Genomic DNA, 12289 nt, shown 5'->3' on the forward strand with positions numbered 1-12289 from the left:
GCAGCCCCGGTGAGCCCCAAGACTTTCACGCTCGACCAACCGCTTGATGCCGCCGCGCTGGCCGCCGTGGCCGAAGGCGCGACGCTGACGCTGGGTGATGCGGCGCGCAAACGGATCGCGGCTGCGCATGATCTCGTGCGCGCCATCGTCGCGCGCGCCGTGCCCGCCTATGGAGTCAACACCGGGGTCGGTGCGCTCGTCGATCGCGCCGTCGAGCCTGCTCTGCAACGCCGATTGTCAACCCAATTGGTGATGAGCCATGCCTGCGGCGTGGGCGCGCCGCTGCCCGAGGCGCAGGTGCGCGCGATCATCGCGGCGCAGGCGAACAACCATGCCCACGGCTATTCCGGCGTGCGCGTTGCGGTGGTCGAGGCGCTGCTCGCGCTGCTGACGCATGGTGTCATGCCCGAAGTGCCCGCGGGAGGCTCGGTCGGATACCTGGCGCACATGGCGCATATTTCGCTCGTGCTGATCGGCGAAGGCCATGCGCGGATCGACGGCGAGCGCATGACCGGGGCCGAAGCTCTGGCGCGCGCCGGGCTTGCCCCGCTGGTGCTCGAAGCCAAAGAGGGACTCAGCCTCATCAACGGCGCGCCGTGCGCCACCGGGCTCGGCGCGCTGGCGCTCGCCCGCGCAAAACGTGCGGTCGCGTCTGCCGACGGCATCGCCGCGCTCAGCTTCGAGGCGCTGGGCGGCAATCCGGCGGCGTTTGCGCCCGATCTTCTCGCCTTGCGCCGTTCGGCAGGAATTGCCGAGACCGGCGCTTCGCTCAACGCCTGGCTTGCCGGAAGCGCACACCTTGGCGGCCCTGCACGACTGCAAGACCCGCTCAGCTTGCGCAGCGTTCCGCAAGTCCATGGCGCGGTGCGCGATGCGCTGGCGCATGTGGCGGCGATGATCGACGATGAATTGGCCTCCGTCACTGACAATCCGGTCGTGATGGGCACACCCGAAGCGCCGCGCGCCGGGTCGCAGGCGCATGCCGTGGCAGCGGGACTGGCGCTCGCGCTGGATTCACTCGGCATCGCAGTCGCGCATCTGGGCATGATGTCCGAACGGCGGCTCGACCGGCTGGTCAATCCGCTGGTCAGCGGCTTGCCCGCCTTCCTCGCTACGGAGCCCGGCGTATCGAGCGGCTTCATGATCGCGCAATACAGCGCCGCCGCGCTCGTCGGGGAAAACCGCCGCCTTGCCGCGCCGGCCAGCCTCGACGGCGGGATCACGTCGGGCTTGCAGGAAGACTACCTTTCGCACCAGACCCCCGCCGCGATCAAGGCGCTGACGATCGTGGCCAATGTCGAGGCGATTCTGGGCATCGAACTGGCCGCCGCAGCCCAGGCGCACGACATCGCCGTGCCGCCCGAGGCGCGCGCTCCGGCCACGGCCCGGCTTCACAGCCATGTCCGCGCAACGATCGCGCCTTATGCCGATGATCGGCCGATGCACGCGGTCATGGTACAAGGGGCAGACCTCGTTCGCGCCGGTTTGCCGAAACCTTAGGGCGACAGGAACGCCCGGAAAACCGGCGAGGCATCCGGCCCGAACATCAGCGCGGGCGGCCCCATCGATTCGATCACCCCGTCGCGCACATGGACAACATGGCTCGACACATCGCGGGCAAAGGCCATTTCGTGCGTCACGATCAGCATCGTGCGCCCTTCTCCGGCGAGCGCGCGCATCAGATCGAGCACTTCGCGCACGCGTTCGGGATCGAGCGCCGACGTCGGCTCGTCGAACAGCATGAGATCGGGATCAGTGGCCAGCGCGCGGGCAATCGCCACGCGCTGTTGCTGCCCGCCCGACAACTGGCGCGGCCAATGCCCGGCAAAGCCCGCCATGCCGACCTTTTCAAGCAAGCCATGCGCGCGATCGACCGCTTGCGCGCGCGGCACGCCGTGGACATGGACGGGCGCGGCGATCACATTGTCGAGCACGGTCATGTGCGACCACAAATTGAAATTCTGAAACACCATCGCCGTTTTCGTACGCAAGGCGTTCAGCGCTTTCGGATTGGCAATGCGCGCCTTGCCATGGCGATCATGGGCCAGCGGCGCGCGCGTACCGGCGATTTCGATCGTACCCGCATCGGGCAGTTCGAGCAGATTGAGACAGCGCAGAAACGTGCTCTTGCCCGACCCGCTGCCGCCCAGGATCGTCACGACATCGCCGCGCTGCGCATCGAGATCGATACCCCGCAAGACCGCGCGTCCGCCAAAGCTTTTGGTGATCCCGCGCGCGCTGAGGACGGACGGGCTGGTCTGGGTCATCGAGGGGCGCTCCCAAGCGGATCAAGGCTGCGCTCGATCCGGCGCAATACGGCGGTCAAGGCCGCAGTCATGCCGAGATAGACCGCCGCAGCAAGGCAGAACACGTCGAGCGTGCGATAGGAATGGGCGATCACCTGTTGCGCCACGCCGGTCACGTCGAGCACGGTGATCGAGCTGGCGAGCGAGGTCGACTTGATCATCATCACCAGTTCGTTGCCATAAGCGGGCAGCGCCAGCCGCAGCACTTGCGGCGCCACGATCAGCCGCAGCCGCGTCCAGCGCCCCATGCCGCAAGCGAGCGCCGCCTCGATCTGCCCCACGGGGATCGCGCCAAGCGCACCGCGCAGGACTTCGGCGATATAGGCCGAACAACAGCATGTCATCGCCAGCCAGGCGCAAAACAGCGGCTCGCGAAACGCAGGCCACAGAAAACCATGGCGGATCGGCCCCAGCGCGGCGATCCCGTAATAGACCATGAAAATCTGCAACAGCAGCGGCGTCCCGCGAAACACGAAGATCCACGCCCGCGCCAAGCCCTGCGTCACGCGCGCCTGTTGCATCGCGACCAGCACCGCCGCGACAAGGCTCGCCCCCAGCGCGCTCGCCAGAAACAGCAAAACCGTGACCGGAACCGCACGCAACAGGCCCAGCGAAGTCGTGCCGAGGAAGTCCATCAGCGCCCCCCCGCCCAGCGCGATCCGCGCCGTTCGATCATCCGAAACAAGGCCGAGCTCGCACTCGTCAGGATCAGATAGAGCACCATCGCCGCCGCAAAGAACACGAAAGGCCGCCGCGTCGAGCCCGCCGCAACGAGGCTGACTCGCATCAGCTCCGCCAGCCCGGTAATCGACACCAGCGCCGAATCCTTCAGATTGAATTGCCAGATATTGCCCAGTGGCGGCAGGACATGATGCAGCACTTGCGGCAGGATCACCCGGCGCAACCGCGCGACAGGCCCCATCCCCGCCGCCATCGCCGCCTCGATCTGCCCACGCGGCACGGCCAGCATGCCGCCGCGAAACACTTCGGCCTGATAGGCGGCAGAGACGAGCCCGATGGCCAGACTGCCGGTCAGGAATGCAGGCGGCGAGCCCGGCGCAGGCAGGCCGAACAGCCCGGCCACCCCGGCCAGCATCCCCGGCGCGCCGAAATAGAGCAGCAGGACCACCAGCAATTCGGGCACGCCGCGCATGACAAGCCCATATGTCGCGGCAATCCGCACCAGCCAAACCCGGCGCGAAGCCTCCGCCGCCGCCAGCGCAGCCCCCAGCATCGAACCGATCGCCATCGCCGCCAAAGCCACGGCCAAAGTCAGCCCGGCGCCGGCCATCAGCGCCCAGCCCCAGCCATCGGCGCCAAGGCCCAGCAGCGCCGGAACGGAAAGCTCCGCGTCCATCAGCGCAGCTTGCCCGCGACAGGAGGCGTCGCATCCATGCGGAACCACTTCAGCCCCAGTCGGCGCACCGTGCCATCAGCCAGAGTCGCCGCGATCGCGCCGTCGAACGCATCATGCAGCGCCGCGTCGCCGGGGCGAAAGGCCAGCGCTTCGCCCCGCCCCATCGACCCGCCGATCATGCGCGGCCCCGCCAGTGCCAGCGCTGCACCATCGCGCGTGGCGAGCAAGGGGCGGATATAGGATTCATCTTCCAGCGTCGCGTCGATCCGGCCATTGAGCAGATCGAGATCGCGTTCGCCCATCGTGCGGTAATAACGGATCGTGACATGGGGCCCGATCGACTGGTTGAGGAAATTGTCGAACGCACCCGACAATTCGACCCCGACGACTTTGCCGGAAAGCCCTTTGCGCAGTCGCCCGATCCTGGCATCGAGATCGGGACCATGCCGGTCGAAATCCATCATTGCGCCGCGATCGGGCAGCCCCGCCAAAGGACTATCGCGCAAAGTGGCGATAACCCCCGTGGTCAGGGCATAAGGCCGACTGAACCACAGCACGGCGGCGCGTTCGGGCGTGATCTGCACGGCATCGGCAATCAGATCGATCTTGCCGGTCTGCAAGGCGCCGACCATCCCGTCCCAATCCATCGCCACCATGCGACAACGCCGATGCAACCGCGCACAAAGGTCGCGCATATAGTCGGGCTCAAACCCGTCGAGCCGCCCATCGGCGCGGGTAAAATTCCACGGCGGGTAAAGCCCCTCGGTGCCGATCACCAGTTCGCGCGCTCCCTCCGGCGCGCGGGGATGACACGCTGCAAGCAGGAGCAGCAGCGCAAGACCGGCGACGCGGATCATCGCAGCACCACCAGCGCCGGCCCCGAAACCTGCACCGGCCCCAAAACCTGCACCCGCACGTCCACCAGCATGCAATCATGCGCGCCCAGCGGCACCCCATCGACGGTGACCGGCCCACAGGCAAAGATCGCGACGGCATCGAGAAGTCCCTTGCCGCGCACCAGCCGCAAGCGCGGCGCGCCATCGGGCACCATCAGATTGAGCGCCAGCGCCGCCCCGCCCCGTGGCACAGCATGAACCGGGACATCGCCGCCAAACGTCACCGGCGGCGACAGCGCATCGAGCGAAACCGGAAAAGGCGCAGGGCCCGACAAATCCACCCGCCCCGCCACCAGCGCAAATTGCCGCAAGACACCCGGAAAGCGGGAAAACGGCCCCGCGCCGTCAATCGTCGCCAGGCTCAGCCGAAACGCGCCGAGCCGATCGACCATAACCCGCGTAACCCCGCCGCCATTGGCCCAGGGCACCGCAACAAGCGACGCGACGCGCACGATCGCGCGCTCCGCCCTGCCCTGCCCGATCCCGGCCTGTGCCACCACGCGCCCTGAAACCCCTTCATTCCTCGCGAGGTCAAATCTGGCACGCCCGATTCATTATGTATAGACATTTGTCGGGGGGCGCGAAAAAAGATTCACACATCGTCACCCCGGACTTGATCCCTACGGCATTCACACATCACGAACCACGAAATTTATACCGTGAAATCAATGAGGTATAAACCATCGTCATTCCCGCGCAGGCGGGAATCCAGTCAACCTAACGTCTTGATCATACGTCGAAATCTGGATTTCCGCCTTCGCGGGACGAGGTAGGTTGGTTCCAATGTTGCCTGGTCTTAAACAGAGGTTCCCGGATTTTCGTTACAGAACGCTTTCCAGCCAGCCCTTGAGCTGGCTCTTGGGCGCGGCGCCAAGCTTTTGCGCGGCGGGCTTGCCATCCTTGAACAGCACGAGCAGCGGGATCGACTGCACGCCGATCTGCCCCGGAACGCCGGTGTTTTCCATGATGTCCATTTTCACGATCGTAACGCGATCGGCGAGCTCTTCGGCGATTTCCTCAAGCGCGGGGGCGATCATCTTGCACGGGCCGCACCAATCCGCCCAGAAATCGACCAGCACGGGCTTGTCCGAAGCGAGCACGTCTTCGGCGAAGCTGGCATCGGTGACGGCTTTGGTGGACATAATTCAAAACTCCGAAAAAAGACAACTTGCGCCCAATCTAGGGTTCTGCGCGGCGCATGCAACAGGTGGGCGGGCGATCAGGCGGAAAAGGTTTCCTCCGCCGGCCCAAGGCCCAGCTTTTGCGCGGCCAGCACGTCATCGGGCAAGGCGAACAGGCGCGGTGTCGCGGTATAGAGCAGCGCCGCCTCGACCCGCCGCCCCGGATGGATCACTTGCAGCGCCGCGACATAGGCGGCCATCTGGCGCAAATAGGCGACAGGGATCGCCGCAAGGCTGTCGGGCGGGCGCCGGTCGGTCTTGAAATCGACGATCTGCACCCGGTCCGACGTGATCAGCAGGCGGTCGATCGTGCCATTGACCATGCGCGTGCCGACCAGCGCGGCAATCGGCACTTCGGCAAGCGAGCCCGGGCCGAACACCGCCTGCCATTGCGGTTCGTCGAGGACCGCCAGAGCCGAGCGGATCAGGGCCGCGCGCTCGTCATCGGGCATTTCGCCCGCCATGCGCGCCAGCCAATGCCGCGCCGCCGCATCGCGCATCGCGGCGGGCACTTCGGGCAGGCGTTCGAGCAGGCGGTGCAGCAATGTCCCGCGCCTTGCCGCGACGCGCGCGCCGGGGCCGGGCCGTGTCGGCGCGGCAGGCGCAGCATCCTCGCCCAAGGCGCTCGGCGCGAGCGGGCGCAGCGGGCGCGGCTCGGGGCCCACGGCCTCGCGCAATTCAGGCGGCAGAATGACGGGCGCGGCGGGCGCCGTCCCCGCATCGCGCGGCGGCAACGGGCCCAATTCGCCGCGTTGCCAGCGCCGGATCCAGATCGGATCGTCGGCCTGCGCAGCCTCGGGCATGATTTGGGCAAGCGCGCCGTACCAGCTTTCGGGCGGCACTTCGCCTTTGTCGCGCGGGCCGAGCGCGCCGGTCACAAACAGGGCCTCTTCGGCGCGAGTCATCGCCACATAAAGCAGGCGCCAGTGTTCGGCGCGCTCTGCCTGACGCGCAGCCTCTTCGGCGGCGCGGATCGCGGCGGGCTTTTCCTCCTTGCGCAAGGGCGGCAGCGGCACCCGGCGCCCGCCATCGTCGAGCTCGACCGGCGACGACAGCGCATTGTCGGGATTGGTGGTCGCATCGGCGAGGATCACGATCGGCGCCTGCAAGCCCTTTGACCCATGCACCGTCATCACCCGGACGAGATCGCTCTGCCCGCCTGCCTCGCGCTTTACATCGCCGTCGCCGGCGGCGAACCAGTGCAGGAATGCGGCAAGGCTCGGGACATGGCTGGCGGCATGGGCCATCGCCGCGTTGACCAGTTCGTCGATCGGATCGCCCGCTTCTTCGCCCAACCGCGCGATCAGGGCGCGCCGCCCCTGCCATGGCCCGACCAGAATCCAGGTCAGCAGCCCCGCCGGAGAGGTAAAATCCGCCCGCGCCAGAAGATCGCGCAATTGGCCCATCGCGCGATGAGTCGCCGCATTTTCATGCGCGCGCAGATGATCCCACAGCCGCACGCCGCCATGAGCCGCCTGGGGGCGACGATAGCCGTGGGCCAGCAAGTCTTCCTGGCTCCAGCCGATCAGCGGCGAAACGAGCAGGCTGGCCAGATTGAGATCGTCGCCCGGCTGCACGGCAAAGCGCAGCGCCGCGACCAGATCCTTGACCGCCAGCGGCGCGCCCAGCCGCAAGCGATCGACGCCCGCGACCGGCACGCCTTCGGCATGAAGCCGCGCGACGATCAGCCCGGCCAGCGCGCCGCGCTTGCGCACCAGCACCATGACATCGCCCGGCGTCGCCCGGCGCGGCCGCCCCTTGCTCAGGGCAAAACCGTCGTCCAGCCATTGTCGCACCTGCCGCGCGATCCGCCCGGCCAATTCGCGATCGGGCCCCGAAAGCCAGGTCTCTTCGCCGCCGGGATCGGGCAAATCGTCTTCATCGGGCTCTGCCTCTTGCCCGACGGGTTGCCACAAGCAGACCAGCCCCGGAATATCATGACCGACATGCGGCTCGGGCGGATGCGGCAGGCCCAGCGCGCGATGTCCGATGGCGGCAATCGCATCGTCGACAAAGCGCAGGATCGGCTGCGCGCTGCGGAACGAACGACCGAGCCCGAGATCGAGCAAGCCGAATTCCGGCTCGTTTGCCGCGAGGGCAAGCTCGTCGAGTTGCGCCGCGACACGACGCCGCGCCGCCTCGAAATTTTCCGGACTGGTGCCCTGAAAACGGAAAATCGCCTGCTTGTAATCGCCGACCACGAACAGCGTGCGCGGGGTCTCTTCGGGCCGGGGCTTGCCCGCGCCCGCAAAGAAATCCCCGGTCAACCCGTCGAGCACGATCCGCCATTGCGCCGCATTGGTATCCTGCGCCTCGTCGACCAGAACGTGATCGAACCGCCTATCGAGCTTGAAACGGATCCAGTCGGCAGGCGCACGCTCGGTCAGCAGCGCGGCGGCGGCGCGGATCTGATCGTCGAAATCGATGATCCCTTCGCGAGTCTTGGCTTCATCCCAGGCCAGCGCAAACCGCCGCCCGATGCCGAGCGCGGGCTCCAGCAGATCAACCAGCGCCAGCGCGCGGGCAAGATCGCGCGTGGCGTCGAGCGCCTCGGCGACGATTGCGGCATGATCGGCATAGCCCGGATCGACTTTGGCGAGGTTCTTGCCATATTTGGGTTCGCCCTTGTCGTTGAACAGGGCGCGCGCCAGTTCCTGCCAGCGTTCGGCGCGTTCGTCCGCCGGGGCGGCGATCCAGGATGCGATCGGGGCGATCATCCCGTCGGCGCTTTTGGTCCCCCATTCGCGCAAGGCATCGAGGCAACGGCTGAGCGCGACGGTCGGAAACCGCGCATCGGCAAAGCAATCCGCCAACAGCCCCCGGTCGGCGTCGGCAGGCAAATCGAGCAGGCGATTGATCCGCGGGCGCAGCGGCGATTGCCACGCGCCGGGGCCGGTCCACAGCTCGGTCGCCGCCGCACAGCGCAACAGAAACCGGGTCAGCGCGCTTTCATCCATGCGCAAGCTGAGCGCGGCGAGCGCGTCGATGAATGCCATATCGCCGCTGTCTTCGGCGCGCACGAGCAAGTCCACCAGCACGTCGCGCACGAGCAGATCGCGGTCGCGGTCCTCGATCGCGCGCGATCCGGGGCGCAGGCCCGCTTCTTCGGGAAAGGCCGACAGCAGCCATTGCGCAAAGGCGTGCAGCGTCTCGATCCGCAAGCCGCCGCCGGGGCAATCGAGCACGGCGGCAAAGCGGCTGCGCGCGCGCGCCAGAGTGGCCTGATCGATCGGCGCGCCAATGGCCTGCAAATGCGTGGCCAACACGGTGTCGGGCATGCGCACCCAGTCGGCCAGCTTTTCGCCGATCCGCGTCGCCATTTCCGCCGCGCCCGCCTTGGTGAAGGTCAGACACAGGATCTGGTCGGGCTCGACCCCCGGTTCGAGCAGCAGGCGCAGCACGCGCGATGTCAGCACTTGCGTCTTGCCGGTGCCCGCCGAAGCCGACAGCCAGACAGTCCGGTCGGGCGCCACCGCCGCCATCTGGTTGGCCTGAAGCCGGTGCACTTCCTGTGCCAGCGACTTGACCGCGCTCATGCGTCGCCTCCTGCCCCGTCAAGTCGCTGCACGTCACGCCCCTGCCATTCGTCGAGCCGCATCAACTGGTCATAGTCGCTATAGCCCGCCAGATTGGGATTGAGCCGCGCGGTGAACGGGTCGCTGCCCAAAATCCAGCGATCGAGCGCGTCATGCAGATAGTCGCGCGTGATCGGGAGAAACTCGTCGCGGGGCACGCCGCTGCGTTTGCGTCCGTCGCGGATCGGTTCGTCGCACCAGCCAAAGCCGGACCCGTCCTTGCGGCGCGACAGCGACCAGTATTCAAAGCGGCTCGGCAGGCCCGAGACCCCTTCAATCCCGCCATCGGCGGCAATCAGGCCGATGAGACCCAATTGCAGCGCAAAGCCTTCTTCGACCATCCGCGCCTTGGGCGGAGAGCCGGTCTTGTAATCGACAATCGCCAATGTCCCGTCGGGCAGCCGGTCGATACGATCGGCGCGCCCCTTGATGCGCACGCCGCGCACGGTGATGTCGCCCCAGCGTTCATAGGCGACGACCTGCCGCCCCTCGCCCAACAGGCGCTCCTGTTCCTCCTCGACCCACAACAGCCCGGCGATCAGGCGCGGTTGCCACAGGGCCCGCATCAAGGGGTGGGCGCTCATCTCGGCCAGCGCGCGCTCGGCCAGCGGCACCAGTTCGCCCGGCGGCGCGCCCGCTGCATGCCAGGCTTCGAGAATGGCATGAACCGCGGTGCCGCGCCAGGCCGGGGTCGGATCGGCGTCGAGCGGATCAAGCGTGGACAGGCGCAGGATCGCGCTCGCGTAGAATTGATAGGGATCGCCGCGCAGCCGGTCGAGCGCGGTCGCGGCGATGTCGACCCGGCGCTGCTCGGCGCTCGGCATCGGCTGTGGCCGGGGGCTCGGCGGCATGCGATCGGCTTGATCGATCCCGCGCGCCCAAAGCACCGCATCGATCTCTTCATGAACGCCGCCGCCGAGCATGGCCCGGATACGCAGCAAAAAGCGCGAGGGCACGGTCGGCCCGCTGATGTCGCGCGCGGCATGGCTCAGCACGACTTCGGGCGCGCCGAGCGCGGCGGCGAAATCGTGCGCGGCAAGCCCGATGCGGAAATCGGCGCCGGGAATACCCAAGGCCCGCAAGACCGCCGGGGCGAGCACCGGATCGGTCCCCGGCGTCGCGGGCCAGGTGCCTTCGACCAGCCCGCCGCAAATCACCAGATCGGCACGGCTCATCCGCGCCTCGATCAGGCCATAGATGGCAAGGCGCGGATGCCCGCCATAAGGCGGACGCACCGCCACGAGATCGAGCGCATCGCGCAACAGCGCGGGCAATTCGGCGGGGTCGACCGCCGTTTCGGCGACCATCGGATCGCCTGCCGCCGCGCTCCAGTCCTCGACAAACATCGCCAGCGCGCGCCCGTCAGCCTCTGCCCAGATCCCCTCGCCGCACAAGGCCTCGGCTGTTTCGACCAGCAAGGCCAGCGCATCGGCGAGCGGCAGTGCGTCATCGATCGCCAGCATCGGCGCAAGGATCAGCGCGACATCGTCCCACCATGCGATCAGATCCGGATCGGGCCGCCGCACCTTTACCAGATGATCGCGCAGCGCCAGCACACCCGGCGCCGGACGCGGCCCGCGCAAAGCGAGATCGAGCTTGCGCACGCGGTCGAGCCAGGCAGGCCGCCCCTCGCCCGCGCGCACCAGCGGCGCCCCCAGCAGCGCGATCAGCGGCACGGGCGCTGCGCGTTCTGCCCATGTTTCGGCCAGCAGCAGCAGCAGGCGCCCGGCAGCCGTCTGCGGCAAGGGACGCCCGGCGCTGTCATCGGCGGCGATATTCCAGCGCTGCAAATGCCCGATCACGCGCTCGGCAAGGCCCCGGTCGGGGGTGATCACCGCGACGCGGCGTTCTGGCACGGCGAGCGCGCGGCGCACCAGCACCGCGATGGCCAGCGCCTCTTCGCCCGGATGCGCGCTTTCCATCAGCCGCACGCCGCCAAGGTTGCGCTCGTCGGCAGACAATGTCGCCCAGACGGCGCTGGCCACCGGCGGCAGAAACAGGTTTGAAATCGCCCGGCTGCGCGCCGGTCGGGCGGGCGAAAGACCCGCGCGGTGCCAGGGCTGCACTTCGCCGCGCGCAATGCCCATGCGATGGAGCAGCAGCTTGAGATGGTATTGCGGATGGGTGACGATGTCGCCTCGTGCAAAGACCTGGCCATCCTCGGCGGGCGCACCGGCATGGCCCAGCGCATCCCACACCGCATCATCGAGCGCGAGATCGAGATCGGGCAGGATCACCGCCCCGCCGGGCAATTCGGCAACCACGCGCAACAGCCCCGCGACGGCGGGTGCCGCCGAGGTCACCCCTGCGGCCACCACCGGATGCGCGGGCGGCGCGGCGCGCCAGCGTTGGGCCAGCCCATGCAGCAGGCGATTGCGACGTTCCGGCGCATCGCAGGCGCCGCGCGCGTCCAGTTCCGCCCGCCAGCGCAGCATGACCCGCGCAAACAGCCGCGTCGCCACCCGCCAGTGTTCGGCCAGATCGCCGACCAGCCCGATCACCGCCGGATCGAGCAGGCGCTCGGGCGTGACTTCCTCGATCAACAGCCGATCGATGGTTTCGCCCACGCCGCGCGCCAGCCGCAACAGCGCAGCCTCGCCCGGCACGCTGGCCCCGGCCTCGGCCGCGAGTTCTTCGCGCAAGAGGCGCGACAGGATCAGCAATCGCACCGTCGGATCGACCGCCGGGGGGGCTGCGACCGCCCCGGCCTCCATCCCCAGCGGATCGAAAACCGGCCCCAGCGTCTCATCGAGATCGAGATCGCCGACCACCGCCATGCGCGGCAGCATCAGCGCCCCGCCGCTTGCGCGGACGAAGGCTTCTGTCACCGTGCGCACCGCGCGGCGGCTCGGCAGCAGCAGCGTCAGCCGCGCCAGGCCGAAATGATCCTCCCGATAGCGCGGGATCAATCCGGCGACGAGCGCATCGGCAAAGCCCCGATGCGCCGCGATCGAATAGACCTGCGGTTTCATCG

9 protein-coding genes are annotated in these 12289 nt (G+C 68.0%); 1 reads left to right on the plus strand and 8 read right to left on the minus strand.

The annotated features are described in order from the left end of the window. The first annotated feature begins 9 nt into the window (after positions 1-9). Entirely contained in the window at positions 10-1500 is a 1491-nt protein-coding gene (gene hutH, locus AQZ50_RS04035; RefSeq protein ID WP_067742957.1) for an HAL/PAL/TAL family ammonia-lyase, read from the plus strand. Here the strand turns inward: hutH and AQZ50_RS04040 are convergent. The 8 genes from AQZ50_RS04040 to addB all read right to left on the minus strand — a co-directional run bounded on the left by AQZ50_RS04040 (position 1497) and on the right by addB (position 12287). Next, on the minus strand, positions 1497-2267 hold the full coding sequence (locus AQZ50_RS04040) for an ATP-binding cassette domain-containing protein (protein WP_067742959.1): 771 nt from the start codon (positions 2265-2267) through the stop codon (positions 1497-1499). The genes hutH and AQZ50_RS04040 overlap by 4 nt on opposite strands. Next, complete coding sequence (locus AQZ50_RS04045) at positions 2264-2941, minus strand: ABC transporter permease (protein WP_231730100.1); 678 nt, start codon at positions 2939-2941, stop codon at positions 2264-2266. Before AQZ50_RS04045 ends, AQZ50_RS04040 begins: the two co-directional genes overlap by 4 nt. Next, complete coding sequence (locus tag AQZ50_RS04050) at positions 2941-3663, minus strand: ABC transporter permease (RefSeq protein WP_067742960.1); 723 nt, start codon at positions 3661-3663, stop codon at positions 2941-2943. The genes AQZ50_RS04045 and AQZ50_RS04050 overlap by 1 nt, the downstream gene beginning before the upstream one ends. Next, entirely contained in the window at positions 3663-4520 is an 858-nt protein-coding gene (locus AQZ50_RS04055; RefSeq protein ID WP_067742962.1) for a transporter substrate-binding domain-containing protein, read from the minus strand. The genes AQZ50_RS04050 and AQZ50_RS04055 overlap by 1 nt, the downstream gene beginning before the upstream one ends. Then, a complete protein-coding gene (locus AQZ50_RS04060) occupies positions 4517-5059 on the minus strand; it encodes a HutD/Ves family protein (RefSeq protein WP_067742964.1) in 543 nt (180 codons plus the stop codon). Before AQZ50_RS04060 ends, AQZ50_RS04055 begins: the two co-directional genes overlap by 4 nt. A 321-nt stretch (positions 5060-5380) precedes the next feature. Further along, positions 5381-5701 (minus strand): thioredoxin, encoded by a 321-nt coding sequence (trxA, locus tag AQZ50_RS04065; RefSeq protein ID WP_067742966.1) that lies wholly within the window; start codon positions 5699-5701, stop codon positions 5381-5383. Positions 5702-5778: 77 nt separating this feature from the next. Beyond that, the gene (gene addA / locus AQZ50_RS04070) at positions 5779-9276 is read right to left on the minus strand and encodes a double-strand break repair helicase AddA (protein WP_067742969.1); all 3498 of its coding nucleotides are present in this window, start codon (positions 9274-9276) and stop codon (positions 5779-5781) included. Further along, positions 9273-12287 (minus strand): double-strand break repair protein AddB, encoded by a 3015-nt coding sequence (gene addB / locus AQZ50_RS04075; protein ID WP_067742972.1) that lies wholly within the window; start codon positions 12285-12287, stop codon positions 9273-9275. The genes addA and addB overlap by 4 nt, the downstream gene beginning before the upstream one ends. Positions 12288-12289: the final 2 nt, after the last annotated feature.

Origin of the sequence: Novosphingobium sp. Fuku2-ISO-50 (assembly GCF_001519055.1) — a bacterium.
Classification (GTDB): domain Bacteria; phylum Pseudomonadota; class Alphaproteobacteria; order Sphingomonadales; family Sphingomonadaceae; genus Novosphingobium.

What these genes read in the sequence shown, in the direction of transcription:
- addB (WP_067742972.1), bottom strand. Translation starts at nt 12,287, where the DNA reads ATGAAACCGCAGGTCTATTCGATCGCGGCGCATCGGGGCTTTGCCGAT.
- trxA (WP_067742966.1), bottom strand. Translation starts at nt 5,701, where the DNA reads ATGTCCACCAAAGCCGTCACCGATGCCAGCTTCGCCGAAGACGTGCTC.
- AQZ50_RS04055 (WP_067742962.1), bottom strand. Translation starts at nt 4,520, where the DNA reads ATGATCCGCGTCGCCGGTCTTGCGCTGCTGCTCCTGCTTGCAGCGTGT.
- AQZ50_RS04045 (WP_231730100.1), bottom strand. Translation starts at nt 2,941, where the DNA reads ATGGACTTCCTCGGCACGACTTCGCTGGGCCTGTTGCGTGCGGTTCCG.
- AQZ50_RS04040 (WP_067742959.1), bottom strand. Translation starts at nt 2,267, where the DNA reads ATGACCCAGACCAGCCCGTCCGTCCTCAGCGCGCGCGGGATCACCAAA.
- AQZ50_RS04050 (WP_067742960.1), bottom strand. Translation starts at nt 3,663, where the DNA reads ATGGACGCGGAGCTTTCCGTTCCGGCGCTGCTGGGCCTTGGCGCCGAT.
- addA (WP_067742969.1), bottom strand. Translation starts at nt 9,276, where the DNA reads ATGAGCGCGGTCAAGTCGCTGGCACAGGAAGTGCACCGGCTTCAGGCC.